We start from the raw sequence: 21,999 nt of genomic DNA on the forward strand, positions 1-21,999 counted from the left end.
AATAATATAGGAGATTATTATGGATAACCTAAAAAAAGTTGAAATATCTACAAGTGATGCACCTTCAGCTATTGGCCCATATAGCCAAGGTATTACTGTTGGTCCTTTTGTTTATTCTTCAGGTCAAATTCCAGCAGATCCAAAAACTGGTGAAATAGTTGGTGGAATAAAAGAACAAGCAACTCAATCTTTAAAAAACCTAAAAGCTGTAATTGAAGCTGGTGGTAGTGATATGGAACATGTAGTAAAAACTACAGTATTTTTAAAGAATATGGATGATTTTGCTGCAATGAATGAAGTTTATGCTCAATTCTTTGATAAAGGAATCAAACCTGCTCGTTCAGCTGTTCAAGTTGCTAAATTGCCAAAAGATGTTTTGGTTGAAATCGAAGCTATTGCTTTAGTAAAATAGTTTTTAGCAATATCAATTATAAACAAGCCTCTTAAATTATGTTTAGGAGGTTTTATTGTATAAAATTTTCGAAAGTAGCATTTACACATTTAGCTAGATCTTGAGGATTGATAATTATTTGCAATCCTCTTATTCCCGCACTTATGTAAATTTTTTCTTCCATTTCTGCAAATTCAGATATGTAGGTCGGATATTTTTTAATCATTCCAATAGGGGAACAGCCCCCTCTAATGTATCCAGTTGTTTTCTTTAAATCAGATAGTTTAACTAAATCTAGTTTGTTAGATTTTGTAATTGCTTTTGCTTTTTTTAAACTAATATCAAATTCTGCGGGTAAACAAAAAACAAATATTTCTTTGTTGTCATTTATCATGACAATTGTTTTATAAACTAAATCTAAGTCTATATTAGCATTTTTAGCAACATGAATAGCATCTAAATTATTTTCATCAACTTCATATTCTTTTAAATCATAATTTATATTTTCTTTTTCAAGAATTCTCATTGCATTTGTTTTTTTTATTGAGGACATATAAATAAAATAATGATTGATGAAATTTTAGTAAATAGATAATAAAAAATCTCCTCAAATTTGAGGAGATTATTGCTAAAAAATACTACTGCTATTTTTCATCGATAGCAAATGGTGTACCTAAAGCAGAAGGGGAAGCAAAACTTCCTTTTGATTTTATGCTATTTATTGTCATAATAATTAATGTAACAATAGTGATAAAATATGGTGCAATAGCTAAGAATTGAGCAGGAATTATCATTTTGAAACCTGCAGCTTGTAAAAAGAATTGCAAACTTGTAATTCCACCAAAAACTAAAGTACCAATAGCTACTCTTGCAGGATTCCAAGCTGAGAAAATTACTAAAGCAATTGCAATCCAACCGATACCACCTGTCATACTATCATTCCAAGATGGAGTAAAGCTTAATGATAAAGCAGCTCCACCAATACCAGCAAAAGTTCCACCAAAAACAGTATAAATATAGCGGGTCTTATTTACATTAATACCCATTGCTGCAGCAGTTCTTGGAGCTTCTCCAACACTTCTTAAAGATAACCCATATTTTGTTTTGTACATAAAATACCAGGCTAATGGTAGTAAAATATATAAACAGTAAGTTAAAATTGAAACATTAAAAAATGCGCCAATAATTGGTATCTTATTTAGTACAGGGATTTGAATGTTATTAAATGTTTTTGGGAGGTTTAATCCAACTAAGTTTAGGCTGTTTTCTACTGGGCCTAATCTTTTTCCTAAGAAGTTAGCTAATCCTGTTCCAAACATGGTAATGGATAATCCAGTTACAACTTGATTTGATCTAAGAGATATAGTTAAGAAGGCATGCATTAAGCTAAATACTGCTCCAGCAATCATTGCAAATAAAATACCTAAGAATAAACTTCCTGTGTGATATGTCATTGCAAATCCAGAAAGAGCACCCATTAACATAGTTCCTTCTAGTCCTAAGTTTAGAACCCCAGATTTTTCAGTAAATACTTCACCTAAAGTAGCATAAGTTAAACTAGTTCCCATTGCTAAGGTTGCAGCTAATAATTTTGTTATTAAATCAATTGTATTCATTATTTGTCCTCCTTAACTCTAGCAGCAGGTTTAATTCTATGATCAATAAAAATACTGCCAGCTAATAAAGGAATTAAAATTAATCCTTGTAATACTTCACCCATAGCTGAAGGTAATTTCATTGTAATCTGTAAAGCATCTGAGCCAGTCTGTAATGCAGCTAAGAAAAGCGCAACAACTACTGATACAAATGGATTTAAACCACTCATCCATGCAACTATAATTCCAGTAAAACCGTATCCACTATTTACACCTTTTGTTAAACAGTGTGTTACTGCAGCAGAATCAATTCCACCAGCTAAACCAGCAATTGCACCTGAGAAAATCATTGCTATAATAATATTCTTTTTAATTGAAACCCCTTGGCATCTAGCAGCTTCGCTATTTTTACCAATCATGTTCAATTCAAAACCCCAACGAGTTTTGTAAAGAATGAAATATAAAATTACTACTAAAATTAGTGCAATAAAAATACCATAGTGTACTTTTCCCCAACATCTTTGAATCCAAGCAACTTCAGGATATTTTACTGTACCCATATTACTTTTTGGAGCTTTCCAAGCTGAAATATAAAGATATTCAGCAATACCAATAGCAATATAGTTCATCATCAATGTAGTTAAGGTTTCATCAACTTTCCATTGAGCTTTTAGAGCTCCTGGAATACCTCCCCATAAACCACCAAAGATAATTGCCATTAATAATCCAATAGGTAATAATAAAGCACCAGGTAACCAAGTCCAAAACTGCATTACCCAAGTAATACCAATTACACCCATAACATATTGGCCTTCAGCACCAATATTCCAGAATCTTAATCTAAAAGCTATACCTACTGCTAAACCACACATTAATAAAGGAACCATTTTTACTAAGGTATATTGAATTTTTGTATTAGATCCAAAAGCCCCTTTAAAAATAGCTCTATATGTTGCAAGTGGATTTGCATTAGATAATAATAAAACAATTGCCCCTAAAACTGCTGATATTAATAAAGAATAAAGCGGAATTAGGATTTGCATTTTTTTTGATTTTTCATTTCTTTTTTCAATTACGAATCGCATCTCTTAACTCCTTTTTACCCCAGCCATTAGAAGACCAATTTCTTCAGTAGCAGCATTTTGAGCATCCATTATATCCATAATTTTACCTTCAAACATAACAGCAATTCTATCACAGACTGTTTTTAGTTCATCAAGTTCTTCACTAACTAATAAGATTGCAGAACCTTTATCTCTTTGAGCTATAATATTCTGTCTAACTGATTCAATTGCCCCAACATCAAGGCCTCTTGAAGGGTAAACAGCAATTAAAATACCTCTACAAGAGTTAATTTCTCTTGCTAAAATAGTTTTTTGAATGTTCCCACCTGATAAAAATTTTGCGCTAGTGTATTGATTTGGAGTTTTAATAACAAATTTTTGAATTAATCTAGAAGCAAATTGACGAACTTTTGATTTGTTGATCATGTGATGATGAGATAATTCTTCTGTACGATATTTTTTCATACTTAAGTTCTCTCCAACACTCATATCACCAACAATACCCATTCTTCCTCTATCAGCAGGAATATGACTTACTCCAGATTTAATAATTTGTAATGGTGTCTTATTGGTATAGTCTTTTCCATCAATTGTAATTGTTCCAGAATCAATTTTTAATAAACCAGTGATTACTTCACTTAATGGTTGTTGTCCATTACCAGCAACACCAGCTACACCTAAAATCTCACCTTCACGAATTGAGAAAGAAATATCATCTAGAGTTTTTCTTGCATGAGTTTTAGAGTTTACACTTACATTTTTAAGTTCGATTCTAACTTTACCTGGTTTGAAAGGGGCTTTATTTAATTCAAATAAAACAGGTCTTCCAACCATTAAATTAGCAATTTCAGAAAGTTCTTTAATTGAAGAAGTTGGTTTTACTCCAACACATTTTCCTTTTCTTAAAACCATTAATGTTTCAGAGAATTCTAATACTTCAATCATTTTGTGAGTGATAAAGATAGCACTCTTTCCTTCACTTAACATTTTTTTAAGAATATTATTTAATTCTTTTGATTCTTTTGGAGTTAAAACAGCTGTTGGTTCATCTAAAATTAAAATATCAGCACCGCGATATAACAATTTTAAAATTTCAACTCTTTGTTGTTCTCCAACTGTAAGTGTTTCGATTAATTTAGTTGGGTCAACTTTTAAATCATATTTTTTACTTAATTCAATAATTTTTTCATTTATTTCAGAAATTGGAGGTACCGTTGGTAAGTCTTTCAAACCAAGGATAATGTTTTCTGCAACAGTTAAATTGCCTACTAACATGAATTCTTGGTGTATCATACCAATTCCTAGGGCCATAGAATCTTGAGGTGAATTGATTACTACATGCTTGCCATTTACATAGATCTCTCCCTCATCTGGTCTATATAATCCAACTAGCATATTCATCAATGTGCTTTTCCCAGCCCCATTTTCGCCAAGTAGTGCTAATACTTCTCCTTTGTGAAGTTGTAGGTTAACATCTTCATTTGCGATTACTCCAGGGAAACGCTTAGTAATATTTTTCATCTCAACTACGAGAGGTCTTTCCATTTTGATAATCCCTATACAATTTTTAATAAATCTTTTTAAAAATAGGGGTAGAAGATAATCCTACCCCCATTAACCAAATACTTATGGTTGTTCAGTATTATTTAGCTGAACCGATAACTCCGTCAACGAACCAATCCATTGTTAACATATCGCCATCGCTCATTTTTTCTCCAGCGTTTTGTCTTACTGTACCATCGTTGTCAGTTAATTTACCCCAGAATACATCAAAAGTTCCGTCTCTCATTTGATCTTCAATAGCTTCAACGTTAGCAACTGTATCAGCAGGAACTAAGTCAGAAATTGGAGATAGGTGAATCATTTCATCTTCTAAACCACCCCAATATGATTGAGATTTCCATGTTCCGTCTAATACTTTTTGAATTTCAGGAATCATGTAATTTCCCCAGTTCCACATTGGTGATACTAGAACATGGTCGCTACCTGTTAATGACATAAAGTCAGCATTGTAACCAATTGCATATTTACCTCTAGCAACAGCAGCTTTTGCTGGTTCTGTTGTATCTTGGTGTTGAGCAATAACATCACAACCACCATCTAACAATGATTCAGCAGCTTGTCTTTCTTTAGAAGGGTCAAACCATGTATTTGTCCAAACAACAGTAACTGTAGCATTAGGATTAATACTCTTTACACCAAGTGTGAAAGCGTTAATACCACGAACTACTTCAGGAGTGTTATATGCGCCAACAAAACCAATATGGCCTGATTCACTCATTGTACCAGCGATGATACCTGAAAGGTAACGCATTTGATACATACGACCAAAATAGTTTGACATGTTTTCGTTATCTAAATAACCAGAACAATGTTCAAAATAAACATCTAAATGTTCTTTAGCAACATTTTGCATATATTGTTGGTAGTTATATGAGTTAGCAAAGATGATTTTACAACCTTCGTCAATTAAGGATTCCATTGCTCTTTCGCTTTCTTCGTTTTCAGCAATGTTTTCCATTCTAATCACTTCAATTTTATCACCGAAATGTTCTTCTGCAGCAATTGTTCCTTGGTCATGCATGTAAGAATAACCAAAGTCGCCAGGTGCTGAAACGTAAATAACACCAACTTTTAATGGAGCATCACTGCTAGTTTCAGTTGTTTCGGCTTCCCCTCCAGCAAAAATAGGAGCTAGTGTAAACAGAGCACAAGTCAACAAAATAGTTAATTTTTTCATTATTTTTCTCCTTCTCTAATGAAATAATTGTGATATAAATATCACATTTAAGTATAGGGTACTACTTTATTGTTGTCAAAAAAACTTTTATTAATATAGTTTTTTTTGAAGTAGTATTATTTCTCATTGTTGTTGATTTTTTATAAAAAGGCAACATTAAATAAAAAAATATATATTAATTTTTGCCTGATGCAACAGATTTGTTGTTTTTAAAAAGAAAAATGAGGGATATGTATTTGTTTTTGTAGTTTTTGAGGCCATTTTACTAAAAGAGAATAATGGAAAAGTAAAATGTATTTGTATTATTTTTGCTTATTTTATGTATAGCAAATATTAATTTTTGATACAATTTTTTTACTGTTGATTACTAGAATGTAATAAAGAAGTTGTATGATGTAAAAAATGTTTAATAATTTTATTGCAAAAATTATATTTTGAAATTTATAATAAATCTAAAATCCAAAATATTGTTATATATAAAAAAATCAAATATTTTTAATTTTTTTTATCATTTTTTAGCAACTTTTTTGATTTTTTTTTGTTAGAATTTTTGTATCTTATTTTTTTTGAAATAATTGTTATAGTGATTGTCTATTAAAATATTTAAGGTAGAAAACAAATTATATAACAAATTAAGGTACTAGACTTTTAGCAATTTATAAGTCAATATAATATCATAGCAAAAAAGGAGTCAATTGTGCGCCTTAACCACAAGAAAATTATAATTTTATCTTTAATATTAAGTTTATTTTTTAATGCAAATATATATTCAGTAACTGATTTACAAGATGTTTCTGGATTTGTGATTAACTCTCCTCTATATAGTAATATAGATATAGAAGATGATTTTGATTTAAGCCTACAATCTTTTTCAGAACAGTTAGGGCTTGTAGATAAAAATGAGATGGAATATGATTCTAATCTTTTTTTATTAAGGGCAATTAGTGACTCAAATTATCCTATAACTCCAGGCGACACTTTTAGAATTGAATATTTAGATGGAGATTCCACTGAACAAAGAATTTTGCAAGTTGATAGTAATTATGAATTAACTATTCCTCTAGTTGGTTCTATAGATGCAACTGGCATGACTTTATCTCAATTAGTTTCAAAAATAAAAGATGATATTTCTACTTATTATGCATTCTCTTCTCCTCAAGCGGCTTTAGTATCTTTAGGAATTTTTTCTGTTGATGTAATTGGAGATGTAATTTCTTCAACAACTTTTGCTGTTAATGGATTAACTCGTTTAAGTGATGTAGTTCAAATAGCTGCATTTAATGCTAATACTAGGGATATTGAAATAAGAAATAAAGCAGGTGAAACATTTCATTACGATTTATATTTAGCTCTTAAAAAAGGTGCTGTAGATCAAAATCCTTTGTTAAAAGTCGGAGATACCGTAATTCTAAAAGAGGCTGATAAAACAATAAATATAGTTGGTAATGTTTATAAACCTGGAACTTATCAAATAAAAGATAATGAAACATTAAATAATATAATTAATTATTATTGTGGTGGTTTATTAACTAAAGCAGATAAAAATAATATTTATTTAAGCAGATTTGATGAAGCTTCTAATAATTATTTAGAAGATAATATTAAATTAAATAGTACACAAAAAATTAAAAATTTAGATACAATTATTATTCCTAGTATAAAAATTGAGAAAAATAGTGTAAGTGTCGAAGGCGCAATTAAAGATACAAATATTAATAATGCTACTACTACTTCTCTTTTAACTATGCCTCAAGGAAAACTAATTTATAATTTTTATCCAGGTGAAACACTTGAGCAAATGTTAGAAACAATTTCATCAAGGTTTATGGTAAATAGTGATTTAACACATGCTTATTTAATTAGGAATGATGAAAAAATAAATATTGATATTTTGTCATATTTAACTGAAAATATAAATGATAATGTTAAGCTAAAGGCCGGTGATAGGATAATAATTCCAATTGATAACAAGTTTGTAAATGTACAAGGAGCAGTTGAAAGAGCAGGTGCTTTTGCATATGAACCAAATAAGAAATTGGAATATTATATTTCATTAGCAGGCGGATATAGCCAAGATGCAACAAAAACAATTAGTATTACAGATTCTCAAGGTAATAAAATAGCAACTGATGCTATTATTCCTTCAGATGCAACAATAAATGTTAAAAAGGATACTTATAGAACTGATCTTGCAACCGTTGCTTCAATTATTGGGATTGTAGCCTCAGTTGTATCAATAATTGATACTTCTGTTGGAATCTTTAGCGGGAATTAATTTAGGAGTTTATTTTGGAATTTAACGATAATAATGATATAAATGAAGAAGGAATTAGTATTTCAGAGTTATGGGAGATATTTAAAGCTAGATTCTCTTGGTTTATAGCCACATTGATTATAGTTGTAGTTGCAGCTGTAATTTATCTTCAATATGTTATCCCACAGTACTCTTCTAAAGTTACTGTATTAGTAGAACCAATAACTACTTCATCATCCTTAGATGATTTGATGATTTCTAATTTGAGTGCTAGTTCCTCAAAAATATCTACTGAAGTTGAGTTAATAAAAAGTAGAGCAAATATCGATGCTGCATTAAATTTACTTGATTTATCTCAATATAAAGATTCTGTTGGAGTTCCTTATAGTGAATTTTATAAAGTAGGTCCAAATAGTGATAAAATTTCTGTATCTTCTGTAAAAGATACAAAACTTGTTTCAATCACTGTTACTGATGAAAACCCACAGTTTGCAGCAGATTTTGCTAATGCTTTATCAGTAAGTTATGATAATTTATTAACTAGTATTGCTAGAAACTCAAAAACTACTCAGAGAGAATTTTTAGAGAAGCAGATTCCAATTAATGAAAAAGAATTAAAAGAGGCTTCAGATAAGTTAAGTGATTATAAAGAAGAATCAGGAGTTTTACAGTTAACTGAAAAATCTTCTCTTTTAGTAAATCAGATATCATATTATGAATTAAGAAAAGAACCATTAAAATTACAAAAGATTGAAGCTGGAAGTAAAATTGATTCAGTTTATTCTGCTTTCCTTGATAAAAACATTGTATTACCTACAGTAAAAGGGTTAACTGAGAGTAGTGATTTCCAAAAATTAAGACAAGAATATGAAGCAAGTGAATCTGAGTTAATAATGTATGATGCAGTAAATAATTCTACAGTTTCACAAAATACAAATAAGGGTATTGATTCTAGAACTAGTGAATTAAGTAGTACTCTTTCGTCAATTTCTAAGAGAATGCTTGATAATATAAATAAGCAATTGAATTCATATAAATCAGGTGATGTTTATGATTCTGCATTGTTAAATGAATATGCAAAAGCTGTTTTAACTAGTGAAATGTGTGATGTAGGTTTGTCTGTTTTAGATCAAAGAGCAAATCAATTTAATAGTGAATTAGATCAATTACCTATAATTGAAAGAAAAGTTTCAGAGTTACAAAGAGACGTAACAGTACTACAACAAATCGGTGTTCAATTGAGAACAATGCTTGAAGAGGTAAAACTTGTTGAAGCTGCAGTAAGTGGAAATGTTACATTAGTTGATAAAGCTATTGTATCAGATAGACCTGTTAGTCCAAATACTTTGTTAATTTTAGCTGTTGCAATATTGTTAGGAGCTGCTTTAGGTTTCTTATTAGCTTTAGTAGTTGATATGGCTGATAATACAATTAAAACAACTGAACAAGTAAGAAAAATATTAAAAAATTCAATGATTCCTTTATTAGGTTGGATTCCTCTTGTTAAAGATAAAACTGTTAATCCCTCAAAAGAAAAACAGACTGGATATCAAACTCTTTCTGTTTATGAAGATCCAATTGCTTTTGAAAGTGAAAAATATATGGCAATTGTTTCAAACATTATTTATTCAGGAGAAGTTGGAAAAAATAGAAGTATTACTGTTACTTCTTGTGATGTAAGTGAAGGTAAGAGTTCTTTAGTTGCTAATATGGCGTTATGTCTTGCTAATATGGGAAGCAGAGTTTTATTAGTTGATGGAGACTTTAGAATGCCTTCAATTGAAGCTAAGTTTGGTTATTCAAGAGCAAAGAAAGGACTTGTTAATTTAATTCAAGAACCAGATGTTAAATTTGAAGATATCATATTACAACCTATTGAAGATATGCCTCTACTCCAAATATTACCTCCTGGTAGATTACCTTTAGTTCCAATTGCAATATTAACAAATCCTAAAATGGATTATTTAAATTCATTAATTGGCCCTTATTATGATTATATATTAATTGATGCTCCACCATTGGAATATGCTTCAGAAGTAATGACTTTTGGAGAAAGATTTGATTCCTTAGTAATTAATGTTAGAGCGAATATTACAACTAAACCTGCATTAAGAACTTTATTACAATCTTTAAATAGAGTTGAAAATAAGATATCAGGTATTGTATTAAATGGTTGTTTACCTAAAGATGCTGAAACTACAGCAAACGTAAGTTCTAAATATGGTTATGGCTATGGTAGTAAATATGGAAGTAAATATTTCTATGGTTCTGATAAAACAAAGAATAATAGAGCTATAACTTCAAGACATAAAGCAATTAGAATATATAAGCAAAGCTTGAGATATAGAAGAATTAGAGATACTGACTGGCAGAGAAAGAGACCTGTTGCTCCTTTAGCTAATATAAAGGCTAACTGGAAAAAACCTGAGGATTTCTCATCTACTGTATTAAAAACTTCTTATAGAACAAATGATGAAGTAAATTATGATTCAATTTTTGATTTCTTAGAAAATGACCCATTGGCAAGTGGAAAAGCTACTAACAAAGCTAATAATAAGGAACCAGAAAAGAACAAAGATAAAAAATAATTAGAAAAAATTAAAGAATTTGATATTCTTTACTTGATTTTGAATTAATTATTTTATAGTATGAAAAAAATTTGGATTAAAATTAAGTATGGGAGTAGTTATGAAGTTAAAAAAGCGTTTACACAGCAGAAAACATAAAAATTTAGCTACTTCTATTTCTATTTATTTATTATTAAAAAATCAGTCTTTTATAGGCTGATTTTTTTTTGTAAGGAGAGCATATGGATAATTATTTTGTAGGAAGATCTTTGTGTGTTATTGATGATTTCAATATTGAAGAAAGAGCTTATTTGTTTGATAAAGTAAAAACTTTAAAAAAAGCTATGGCAAATGATGATAAGAAAGTATTAGATTCCTTTAGAATAAACAATCCGGACTTTGGTATGTATGAAGTCTTTTTAGAAGATTCTACAAGAACAAAAGAATCCTTTAAAAATGCTGCAAAATTTCATTTAACAAAAGTAAGTGAATTATCTGTTACAACATCTTCATTCAATAAAGGAGAAAGTTATAGCGATACCTTTAATACTTTGGCAGGATATTCTAATTCAATCTTTATTATCAGAAGTAAAGTTGAAGGCGTTTGTGCTCATCTAGAAAATCAATGTGCTCAATTCGCAAAGAGAAATAATCTAGTTAGAAAACCTTCTTTTATTAATGCTGGGGATGGAAAACATGAACATCCAACTCAAGAATTATTAGATGAGTATACTTTCTTAGAAGATAATGATTTTAACTATGATAGTTTGCATATAGCTTTAGTTGGAGATTTATTCCATGGTAGAACTGTTCACTCAAAAGCTAATGGTTTAAAGCTTTTTAAAAAGGTGAAAATTGATTTAGTAGCTCCTAGTGAATTAGCAATGCCCGAAACTTATATTTCAATAATGAAAGAAAATGGTTTTGAAGTTAATACTTTTAGTTCTATTGAAGAATATTTAGAAAGTTCAGAAGTTGCAAATAAATGGTATTTTACTAGACCGCAATTAGAGAGAATGGGTGAACAAATTCTAAAAAGACAAGCTCAACTAAGAGCTTCAATAACTTTTAGAAAAGAATTTTTAGATAAGTTACCAGCAAATACAAAATTCTATCATCCTTTACCAAGACATAAATTAACTCCTACAATACCTACATTCTTAGATAAAACAGAATTAAATGGTTGGGAAAAACAATCTATTAATGGTATGTTTGTAAGAATTGTTTTATTAGGTATGTTAGGGGGATCTTTAGGTAATGATTTTAATCCTAATTTAGTAAAAAAACCTAACTACACAGATGAAGAATATATTATAAAAGTTGAAACAGACAAAAATAAAACTAAGAAAAAAGATTATAGTGAAGGTGTAAATCCAATCGATACAGGTATAGTAATTGATCATATCTGTAAAGGTGATACTCCAAAAGAAATCAGAGAACATATGGCTTTAATTAGTAAAATCATGGAAATCGAAGATGGTAAAGGTGGAGAATGGGTAAGCTTAAGTTCAGATGGACAGTATAAAGGAATATTATTTAGACCAGGTAATAAAATATTTTCTAGAAAAGAATTAAAACGATTAGCTGCAATAGCTCCAGGCTGTACATTGAATATTATTAAGAATCATGTTGTAGTAGAGAAGTATAGAACTACAATGCCACCAAGAATTTATAACTTTGATGATTTATGTTGTAAAAATGAAGCTTGTATTTCAAATCCTGCACAAGGTGAGAATGTTGAAGCTATGTTCTTTAGAACTAAAGATCATAAGTTTATATGTAGTTATTGTGGTAAAGCTCATAGCTTTAAAGAAATATTTAAATAAGATAGGGAGATGTTATGACCTCAGTAGACAAAGTTAAAGAAAATTTTGCAAATCAATTAGCTGATATTGCTTTAGAATTAGGTGCTATAAAATTACAAGTAAAAGAACCTTTTACTTGGGCAAGTGGATATAGAATGCCAATTTATAATGATAACAGAAGATTATTAGCAAGTCCAAAAGCAAGAAAATTAATAGCAGATGCTTTTGAAAAAATTTGTGAAGCTTTAGCCTTTGACCCAGAAAACATAGCCGGAACTGCAACTGCAGGAATACCTCATGCTACAACTTTAGCAGATAGATTAAATAAGAGTTTATCATATGTAAGATCCTCTTCAAAAGATCATGGAATGAATCAAAAGATTGAAGGTTTAGGAAATTCTCACTCCTATGAAAATCAAAAAGTTTTATTGATTGAAGATTTGATTTCAACAGGAGGCTCTTCTATTAAAGCTGTAAAAGCAATAGTTGAAAGTGATGGGATTTGTCCTTATACTTTGGCAATTTTCACTTATGGTTTAGATGCTTCAAAAGAAGCTTTTGAATCATTAGATCCAAAATGTGAAGCTATTACAATACTAGATTATGATACAATGATAAAAAGAGCTTTAGAGATTAAATATATTAATGAAGAAGAAGCTAATGAACTAAGAGAATGGAGAAAAGATCCTTTTGCTTGGGGAATTAATCGTGGATTTGAAAAGGTTGAGAGATAGGAGAGAATATGAATTATATTCAAAAACTTGAAGCAAGTGCAAATGAAGTAAAAAATATTGCTTGTATGGGATTAGATCCTAAATTAGAAGTATTACCTGAATCTGATGCAAATATAAGAGAAAGATTAAATGAATACTTTTACACTTTATTTAGAAGAATGAATTTATCAGGCTTAATTCCTTCAGCATTTAAACCAAATATTGGTTATTACCAAGCCTTAGATAGACCAAGAGATGAAAATTTTGATGGTTCCTTAGCTCTTAATGATATTTTAGATTTATTAGACAATTTTTTCCCTACAATTCCTGTAATCTTAGATTCAAAAAGAGGAGATATTGCTAGAAGTAGTTTAAATTATGCAATTGAAGCTTTTGATTGTTGGAATTGTGATGCAACAACAGTTTCTCCTTATATGGGAACAGATTCCGTTTCTCCTTTCCAAGTTCAAGATAAAGGCCTATATGTATTAAATAGAACTAGTAATCCTGGTGGAAAAGATTTACAGAATTTAATTTGTGATAATGAGACTTCTCTTTATTTAAAGGTCAGTGAAAAGATTGTTGAATGGAGTAAAAAAGAAATTGGAATTGGTGCTGTAGTTGGAGCAACTTCTATGAAAGAGTTATCAGATATTGCAAAGTATTATAGTGATAAACAAATTCCAATGTTAATTCCAGGTGTTGGCTCTCAAGGTGGAAGTGCAACAGAAGTAATTAATAGTTTAAAAGAGGCTAATTATCCTCTATATCTTGCTAGAATAAACAGCTCAAGTGGATTAACTCATCCTTGGAAAAAAGGTGTAGCTCCTGAAGACTGGTTAGAATTATGCATGAAACAAATTAAAGATTTATTAGAAGAGACAACAATTTAAAGATTATGAAAAAAACATTATTTGAAACCCTATATAGAAATCATTGTAAAGAAGATATTCCTTTGTATTTATCTACAGTAAGTGGAGTAATTACAACAAATAAGAATATTATTAGTTATGTTGATAAGAATGTTAAAGCAATAGATATAATTACTACAAAAAGTTATCAAGTAACACCTAATTTAGGTAATAGAGAACCAATTTTATGTGAAACAGAGACAGGTAATTTTGGAAATTCAGTAGGTCTTAGAAATCCTGGATTGGATATTGCAATTGAAGATGTTAAGGCTTTAAGAGCTTCAAATATAAGTGCATTTTTAAATGTCAGTGTATCAGCAAATACAATTGAAGATTTTATTACATTATGTAAAGCTTTCAACGGAATTGCTGATTCAATTGAATTAAACTTCTCTTGTCCTCATGCTTCAAAAGGTTTTGGTGCATCAATTGGTTGTGATATTAATATAGCAAGTACCTATGTTAAAGAAATCAAAGCAGGAGTAGATAATTTTAAAAGTCTACTATTTATCAAATTAACCCCTAATGTAGATAACATTGGTGATATTGCTTTAGAATGTGTTAAAAATGGGGCTGATGGAATTGTAGCAATTAACACTGTTGGTCCAATTGTACATATTGATCCTGTAGCTAAAACACCTATCCTACAAAACAAGCTTGGTGGAAAGGGCGGTAAAAGTGGTAATTGGGTATATGATAGAGCCTTAGAAAGTATTAAAGAAATTAGAGCTAGTATTGGTGATGATGTAATTTTATTAGGCATGGGTGGTGTAGATAATGGGCTTAAAGCTCGTGAAATGGTAAATGCTGGTTGTGATGCAATTGGTATTGGTTCTGCTTTCGGTAGAGTAAAACAACCATTTTGGAACGACTATCTAAATGCAGTAAAAAATGAATATATCACTAATGAATTAAAATCTGATGTCTATTTAGCTAAAAATAGACAAATGGAATATAAGGAAATGAAAATCAATAAAATTGATTTTTATGGTAAAGATACTATTATTCTAGAATTAGATAAAAATTTAAGCTGTAAAGCTGGAGAATTTGCATTTTTATGGTTACCTACAATAGGCGAAAAACCTTTCACTTTGGCTAATGATGAACCAGTCACTTTTGTAATAAAAAGAAGAGGTGAGTTTACAAAAGCCTTATGGGATTTAAATATTGGAGATAGTGTCTATGTTAGAGGCATCTATGGTAAAGAATTAGAAAATCGAAAAAGTGAAAATGCTTTATTAATCGCTGGAGGTACTGGAGTTGCAGTATTACCTGCTTTATGTAGAAAATTAAAAGAAGAAAAAACAAATATAAATATTTTAATTGGAACTACTGAAGAAAGCAGTAAAGATGCTCTTTTAGAATATGCTCTAACTCCTTATGGCAATTTCAAATGTGTTAGTGATAATGGTGTAGTTGCAAGAGTTCTAAATGAATTAGATGATATTGATATCCCAGTTGATACAAATGCTTATTTAGTTGGTCCAGAAATATTTATGGCTACTGCAGCAAAAAAATTACTTAGTCGAGGCTTTGATAAAGATAATTTATATTTATCAATGGAAAAAAGTACTAGATGTGGTGTTGGTATGTGTGGGGAATGTGTTTGTGGAGAAGTATTAACTTGTCAAAATGGAACATTCCTAAAATATGAATATTTAGAAGAATACGCACCAGAAATAATTAAGAGGTAGTTATGGTAGATCCTCATGTCCATCTAAGAGATTGGAATGATTCAAAAAAAGAAACAATTTATCACGGATTAAAAGTTGCATATGAATGCGGAATAAATGAAGTATTTGATATGCCAAATACTAATCCGCCTTTAGTTGATAGAGAAACAATATTAGATAGAATTTCTGATGCAAATCAAGCAATAATGCAATTAAAAAAGAAAGATCTATTTTATCATGTTTACGCTGGGTTAACAAAAGATGAAAAACAAATAAAAGAAGTTGTTAGAACTTATAATGAATTATTTCCTTTAGTCATTGGCTTAAAGCTTTTTGCTGGTCATTCTACAGGTGGTATGGGGATTATTAAAGAAGAGGATCAAAAAAAAGTTTTTAAAGTCCTAAAAAAAGAAAACTATAAAGGGGTAATAGCAATTCATTGTGAGAAAGAAAGCTTATTAGATAACTCAAAATTTGACAAAAAAGATTTTTCAACACAAAGTATTGCTAGACCAGAGATTGCTGAAATTGAAAGTATAAAAGATATGATTAATTTTGCTAATGAAGCAGGTTTCGAAGGAACAATCCATATTGCCCATTTAAGTACTCAAAAAGGTTTAGAAATAGTTAAAGACGCTAAAACAAAAGACTATCCTTTTAAAATTTGTTGCGGGGTTACTCCTCACCATGTTTTATTAGATAAATCTTGTGCAAATGATCAATCTTTAGCAAAAATGAATCCTCCATTAAGAGAAAAAACAGATACTTTAGCATTATTAGAAGGACTTCTTGATGGTAGTATTGATTTTATAGAAAGTGATCATGCTCCACACACCATTGAAGATAAAAAAAATGGTGCTAGTGGTATTCCAGGATTTTCCTCAACTTTATTATTAATTGAAAAACTAATTGAAAATAAAATATCTAGAGAAAGATTAAAAGATTTAATGGGTAAAAATGTTTATAGAATTTTTAATTTAGATATGGAAGGAATTAATTTTAATATAAAAAATGTTCCAAAGCTTAAAGAAATTTCTGATTGTGTTGCAAAAGAGTATCCCTATGATGCTTTTATCTCTTTAAGAAAGTAGGAAATAAAATTTCACTAAATAAAATAATTTGGGTATTATTGTTAGTAATATTTTTTTCAAATTTATTTTATTTCGTTGGGACTCCTTTTTTTAATTATTTTTAGCTTTTTTAAGCTAAAAAAATAAAGAATTTTTAAAAAAAATTAAAACCTTAAGATAAAAAAGAAGATATTGATGAAAAGTAATAATTTCTTAATTTATTTGAGGTTGAAAGAATATAATCTTTATAATATATTGTCTTTATTAGATAATATATTTTTTATTATCGTATCTTATTTTTTCGAGGAGGAATTAAATGTCAGACGATAGTGGCAGTCCTTTGCCTAGGCCTTTTAAAAAATTAATCACAGTTTCCTCCTATATGCATAACTAATTATTCATTATGCACTCTAAGAGGAAACTTCTTGGAGGACAATTAAAATGATTACAATTAGAAACAATGTAGTATCACGTATTCCAGGTGATACTCCACATAACACAGATTATGTTTGGGTTGATGCAAGAGACATCAACAGAGATGATATTGCTGTTCTAGAAGAAGAATACTCAATTGATAGTGAATTACTAGCCGATATTATGGACCCTGATGAACAAGCTCGTATTGAAAAAGAAGATGATTATACAGCTTTGATCGTTAGACTTCCTGCAAAAGATGATGATTGTGAAGGTGTTAATCAATATGCAATCCCTTTAGGTATCGTTTTATATAAAAATATGGTAATAACAATCTGTCAAAGTGATTCAGTAGTATTAGAAGATTTTGCTAGAAAACGTTTTAGACAATACCCTGTTGAAACTAAAGAAGGTTTTGTAATTTCAATTATGGAGAGAGCTGCTTTAGTTTATATCAGGTTGCTAAAATATATAAATAGACAAAAGAATCAAGTTGAAGAAAAGCTAAGTGGAGTAGTAATGAATAGAGAATTACTTCAACTTATGCAAATTCAAAAAAGTTTGGTTTTCTTTAAAACTAGTTTAACCACAAATGAATTGCTTTTAGAAAAACTTCAAAAATCTCCTTATTTCCAATTAAAAGGAGAAGAAGAAATAGATTTTCTAGAAGATACAATTACTGATAATAAACAGGCTATTTCTATGGCTAATATTTATTCAGATTTGTTAGCTGGTACTATGAATGTTTTTGGTTCTGTTATTAGTAATAATATGAATATTATAATGAAAAGATTAACTATTTTATCAATTGCATTAATGTTCCCTACTTTTATAGTAAGTTTCTATGGAATGAACGTTAAGTTGCCATTTTCTAATATTCCATTTATTTGGACTTGGTTATTACTTTTATGTGTAATCTCAGCATTAGTTGGTGCTTGGTTTATTTCAGATAAGAGAAATAATAATGTAATTAAGAAAGCTAATGCTTTTGAAGAGAAACAAAAAGAAAGAAAAAATAGAATAAAAAAGAGAAAGTTTTTAACTTAATATAATCAATAGCAATTCAATGAATTGCTATTTTTTTTATTTATTATTTTTTTCTCCAATTATTTGATAGTGTGTTTTTCTGTAGATTGAAGGGGAAAATCCAGTATTATCTTTAAAGCATTTTGAGAAATGAAACTGGCTATTATAATTTAATTTAGCAGCAATTTCTTTTATACTTAAGCTAGTTGTTGCAAGCAGAGATCTGGCAGCTTCAAGTTTTAAGAGCGAAAAATATTTTATAGGTGGGAAATTCATTTTTTTGCAAAATAATCTGTTAAAATATATTGGATTTAGTGATACATAATTTGCTAATTCTTCTAGACTAATCGTATCAAATAAATGCATTCTCATATATTTTAAAGCATTTTCAACTGCAACATTTATACTTTCTTCTTCTTCATAATTTTGATCAATGCTATATAAAAAACCTAAAAGCTTATGGCAGCTTGATAGCCTTAAATTAGTGTTTTTGCTAAGTCCATTATCTTTAATCCATTCAAAGAAAAATCTTTTATTTTCGTTTAGGGTAATTGGTCCTTTTTGATTTAGGTAGTCAATTAATTTTCTATCTGCATCATCAAATTCCATTAATACGGCATAATATGAAATAAAAGAATCTTTATCAGCAGTAATTTTATGCTGAGTAAGTTCTGAAGTAACATAAACTTGGTTTTCTCTAATACTGTATTTTTTTTTGTTCGTAAAGAAAGAACCTTCTCCTTCTAAGAAGTAATGTACCTCAAATTGATTTTTTTTATGTTCATGCAATCTTTGGTGCCAAGCTAAATCTTCTTCCTCATGAAGTTGTAAAACAAATACACAATCTAAAATATCCATAAGTTAATATTATATATGTAATATAAATTTTGTCCATGTTTTTATTAAGATTTCCATGATTATATAATCGTATAGATATATCTAAGGAGTTTTACATGGCAATTACAGTTGGGATTGATTGCGGGACTCAAAGCACAAAAGTATTGTGTTATGATTCTGAAACAAAAGAAGTGTTAAAGGTAGCTAGTTCCTCTCATCAATTGATATCTAAAGATGATGGAACAAGAGAACAAAAAGCTTTTTGGTTTATTGATGCTTTAAAAGATTGTTTTAACCAAATTCCTCTGGAAATTAAACAAAAAATTGAAGCAATTGGGGTTTCTGGACAACAACATGGATTCGTTCCATTAGATAAAAATGGTGAACCTCTATATAATGTTAAGCTTTGGTGTGATACTTCTACAGCAATGTATTGTGACATATTAACAGAAAAACTTGGTGGTGAAGATAAAGTTTTTTCTTTGATAGGTAATCAAATATTAGCTGGATATACAGCTAGTAAGGTATTATCTTTGAAAGAAAATCATCCATCCCTATATGAAAACTTAGCTCATATTTTATTACCTCATGACTATATAAATTATTATTTAACAAATGAATATGTCATGGAAGAAGGGGATGCTAGTGGTACTGCTTTTTTTGATGTTAAAAATAGATGTTGGTCAGACGAAGTTCTAAAGGCTATTGATGATGAACGTGATCTAAAAGCTATGTTGCCAAAACTTTTGAAACCTTCAGAAGTAGTTGGTCTTGTTACTAAAGAGGTTGCACAAGAGTTGCAAATTAATGATAAGGCTATTGTTTCTGTAGGTGGTGGAGATAATATGATGGGCGCTATAGGTGCTGGTTGTACTTCAGATGGAGACTTAGTTATGAGTCTTGGAACTAGTGGAACTTTATTTGGATACAGTGAGAAATTAATTGCTGATAATAAAAATCGTTTAGCAGCATTTATTTCAAGTAGCGGTGGCTATTTGCCATTACTATGTACAATGAATTGTACTGTAGCAACTGAACAAATAAGAGAGCTTCTAGAACTTGGAGTTAAAGAACTAGATGAAATTGCAAGTACTAGTAAACCTGGGGCAAATGGGATTATTTTCTTACCATATTTTAATGGGGAGAGAACTCCAAACTATCCTAAAGCAGAAGCTGTTATCGCCGGAATGAACATGACAAATACAAATAGAGCTAATATTGCTAGAGCTTCATTAGAAAGTGCTATTTATTCTATGAAAGTAGGACTTGAAGCTTTTAAAGAGCAAGGTTTTGAACCAAGTAAAATTATTTTAATTGGTGGAGGAGCTAAGTCAAAAATATGGGCACAAATTGTATCTGATATGTTTAATTTAAAGGTTATGACTCCAAAAATAAGTGAAACTGCTGCATTTGGTGGTGCATTACAAAGTTTAGCAACTCTAATGAAAAAGAGTGTTAAAGAAATTACAGATGAACATTCTCAATTTAATGAAGAAAGAATATTTACACCTAATTTAGATAACTATGATTTATATGAAAAAGGTTATGAGAAATATTTAAAATATGATTCTTCATTAAGTAAATTATTTAGATAGGAGATAAAAATGGACTATTTTGTCGGAAATAAAGAGTATTTTAAGAACATTGGTAAAATTAAATTTGAAGGTAAAAACAGTGATAATCCTTTAGCATTTAAATTTTATGATCCAGAAAAGAAAATCAATGGAAAAACAATGAAGGAACATCTAAGATTTGCAACAGCTTATTGGCATAGTTTTTGTGCTGATGGTTCAGATCCATTTGGTAAAGCTACAATTGATTTTCCTTTCTCAGATAATGATGAAATGCAAAATGCAAAAAATAAAGCTGATGCTGCTTTTGAATTTTTTACAAAATTAGGTACTCCTTATTATTGTTTCCATGATGCAGATATAGCACCAGAGGGAAATAATGCAAGTGAATATGTTAAAAATTACAATGAGATTGCTGATTTATTATTAGAAAGACAAAAAGCAACAGGAATAAAATTATTGTGGAATACTGCTAATGTATTTTCTAATCCTCGTTATATGAATGGTGCAATTACTAATCCAGATTTTGATATATTAACTAGAGCTGCATTACAAATTAAGACTTGTGTTGATGTTAATGTAAAACTTGGTGGTGAAAACTATGTATTCTGGGGCGGTAGAGAAGGTTATATGTATCTCTTAAATACTGATATGAAGAGAGAGAGAGAACATTTAGGTAAATTCTATAATATTGTTAGAGATTATGCTAGAAAAGCTGGATTTAATGGTACTTTTTTAATTGAACCAAAACCAATGGAACCTACTAAACATCAATATGATTATGATGCACAATCTGCAATTGCTTTTATAAATGAATTTGGTTTACAAGATGATTTTAAATGTAATATTGAAGCAAACCATGCAACCTTAGCAGGACATACTTTTGCTCATGATTTACAAGTATGCGTTGATAATAATATGTTAGGAAGTGTTGATGCTAACCAAGGTGATTATCAAAATGGATGGGATACTGATGAATTCCCAACTGATGTATATGAAACAACAAAAGCAATGATGGTTATTCTTAAAAATGGTGGACTTCATTCTGGTGGATTAAACTTTGATGCTAAAAGAAGACGTAATAGTACTGATTTAGAAGACTTATTTATTGCACATATTGGTGGAATGGATAGTTTTGCTTTAGGTCTAGAATTAGCAGATAAAATTATCAAAGATGGTAAAATTGATGAATTTGTAAAACAAAGATATTCATCCTTTGATTTAGGTAAAGGCCAAGATTTCGAAAAAGGATTATTGGATCTTAATCAACTTGCAAAACTAGGAGAAACTGCAGTATGTAAGAAAACTTCAGGTAAGCAAGAATACTTAAAGAATTTGTTTAATTCATATTTGTTCTAAAATAAATTA

Annotated in this window: 17 protein-coding genes; 11 read left to right on the plus strand and 6 right to left on the minus strand. The window is 29.5% G+C overall.

Annotation, left to right across the window (positions count from 1 at the left end; genetic code table 11):
- Positions 1 to 19 precede the first annotated feature (19 nt).
- Positions 20 to 412, plus strand: coding sequence for a RidA family protein (locus ACZ5RS_RS05450; RefSeq protein ID WP_464638214.1), 393 nt, complete (start codon positions 20 to 22; stop codon positions 410 to 412).
- A 52-nt stretch (positions 413 to 464) separates the two neighbouring features.
- On the opposite strand, the gene ybaK is transcribed toward ACZ5RS_RS05450, so the two are convergent.
- The 5 genes from ybaK to ACZ5RS_RS05475 form a co-directional block, all read right to left on the minus strand.
- Positions 465 to 944: a Cys-tRNA(Pro) deacylase gene (ybaK, locus tag ACZ5RS_RS05455; protein ID WP_464638216.1), complete on the minus strand. Its 480-nt coding sequence runs from the start codon at positions 942 to 944 to the stop codon at positions 465 to 467.
- Between the two features lie 91 nt (positions 945 to 1,035).
- On the minus strand, positions 1,036 to 2,007 hold the full coding sequence (locus tag ACZ5RS_RS05460; protein WP_464638219.1) for an ABC transporter permease: 972 nt from the start codon (positions 2,005 to 2,007) through the stop codon (positions 1,036 to 1,038).
- Positions 2,007 to 3,071 carry an ABC transporter permease gene (locus tag ACZ5RS_RS05465; protein ID WP_464638220.1) on the minus strand — a complete coding sequence of 355 codons (1,065 nt, stop codon included), beginning with the start codon at positions 3,069 to 3,071 and terminating at the stop codon, positions 2,007 to 2,009. Before ACZ5RS_RS05465 ends, ACZ5RS_RS05460 begins: the two co-directional genes overlap by 1 nt.
- A gap of 3 nt (positions 3,072 to 3,074) precedes the next feature.
- Positions 3,075 to 4,595 (minus strand): ABC transporter ATP-binding protein, encoded by a 1,521-nt coding sequence (locus ACZ5RS_RS05470; RefSeq protein WP_464638222.1) that lies wholly within the window; start codon positions 4,593 to 4,595, stop codon positions 3,075 to 3,077.
- Positions 4,596 to 4,692: 97 nt separating this feature from the next.
- Positions 4,693 to 5,790, minus strand: a complete 1,098-nt coding sequence (locus ACZ5RS_RS05475; protein ID WP_464638223.1) for a BMP family ABC transporter substrate-binding protein — start codon at positions 5,788 to 5,790, stop codon at positions 4,693 to 4,695.
- Between the two features lie 697 nt (positions 5,791 to 6,487).
- Here ACZ5RS_RS05475 and ACZ5RS_RS05480 point away from each other — a divergent pair.
- The 8 genes from ACZ5RS_RS05480 to ACZ5RS_RS05515 all read left to right on the plus strand — a co-directional run bounded on the left by ACZ5RS_RS05480 (position 6,488) and on the right by ACZ5RS_RS05515 (position 18,244).
- A complete protein-coding gene (locus tag ACZ5RS_RS05480) occupies positions 6,488 to 8,065 on the plus strand; it encodes a polysaccharide biosynthesis/export family protein (protein ID WP_464638225.1) in 1,578 nt (525 codons plus the stop codon).
- Between the two features lie 14 nt (positions 8,066 to 8,079).
- Positions 8,080 to 10,632, plus strand: a complete 2,553-nt coding sequence (locus ACZ5RS_RS05485) for a GumC family protein (protein WP_464638226.1) — start codon at positions 8,080 to 8,082, stop codon at positions 10,630 to 10,632.
- Between the two features lie 221 nt (positions 10,633 to 10,853).
- The gene (locus tag ACZ5RS_RS05490; protein ID WP_464638228.1) at positions 10,854 to 12,437 is read left to right on the plus strand and encodes a bifunctional aspartate carbamoyltransferase catalytic subunit/aspartate carbamoyltransferase regulatory subunit; all 1,584 of its coding nucleotides are present in this window, start codon (positions 10,854 to 10,856) and stop codon (positions 12,435 to 12,437) included.
- Between the two features lie 14 nt (positions 12,438 to 12,451).
- A complete protein-coding gene (gene pyrE, locus ACZ5RS_RS05495; RefSeq protein ID WP_464638229.1) occupies positions 12,452 to 13,150 on the plus strand; it encodes an orotate phosphoribosyltransferase in 699 nt (232 codons plus the stop codon).
- An 8-nt stretch (positions 13,151 to 13,158) separates the two neighbouring features.
- Positions 13,159 to 14,022, plus strand: a complete 864-nt coding sequence (gene pyrF / locus ACZ5RS_RS05500; RefSeq protein ID WP_464638231.1) for an orotidine-5'-phosphate decarboxylase — start codon at positions 13,159 to 13,161, stop codon at positions 14,020 to 14,022.
- A gap of 5 nt (positions 14,023 to 14,027) precedes the next feature.
- Positions 14,028 to 15,734, plus strand: a complete 1,707-nt coding sequence (locus ACZ5RS_RS05505) for a dihydroorotate dehydrogenase (RefSeq protein ID WP_464638233.1) — start codon at positions 14,028 to 14,030, stop codon at positions 15,732 to 15,734.
- Between the two features lie 2 nt (positions 15,735 to 15,736).
- Entirely contained in the window at positions 15,737 to 16,804 is a 1,068-nt protein-coding gene (locus tag ACZ5RS_RS05510; protein WP_464638235.1) for an amidohydrolase family protein, read from the plus strand.
- 420 nt (positions 16,805 to 17,224) lie between these two features.
- Positions 17,225 to 18,244 carry a magnesium transporter CorA family protein gene (locus ACZ5RS_RS05515; protein ID WP_464638237.1) on the plus strand — a complete coding sequence of 340 codons (1,020 nt, stop codon included), beginning with the start codon at positions 17,225 to 17,227 and terminating at the stop codon, positions 18,242 to 18,244.
- A 36-nt stretch (positions 18,245 to 18,280) separates the two neighbouring features.
- Here the strand turns inward: ACZ5RS_RS05515 and ACZ5RS_RS05520 are convergent, their stop codons facing one another.
- Positions 18,281 to 19,081: a helix-turn-helix domain-containing protein gene (locus ACZ5RS_RS05520; protein ID WP_464638239.1), complete on the minus strand. Its 801-nt coding sequence runs from the start codon at positions 19,079 to 19,081 to the stop codon at positions 18,281 to 18,283.
- Positions 19,082 to 19,176: 95 nt separating this feature from the next.
- Between ACZ5RS_RS05520 and xylB the strand changes: the two genes are divergently transcribed.
- Positions 19,177 to 20,655 carry a xylulokinase gene (gene xylB / locus ACZ5RS_RS05525; RefSeq protein WP_464638241.1) on the plus strand — a complete coding sequence of 493 codons (1,479 nt, stop codon included), beginning with the start codon at positions 19,177 to 19,179 and terminating at the stop codon, positions 20,653 to 20,655.
- Between the two features lie 9 nt (positions 20,656 to 20,664).
- Positions 20,665 to 21,990, plus strand: a complete 1,326-nt coding sequence (xylA, locus tag ACZ5RS_RS05530; protein WP_464638242.1) for a xylose isomerase — start codon at positions 20,665 to 20,667, stop codon at positions 21,988 to 21,990.
- Positions 21,991 to 21,999: the final 9 nt, after the last annotated feature.

It is taken from the genome of Pleomorphochaeta caudata, assembly GCF_055395745.1.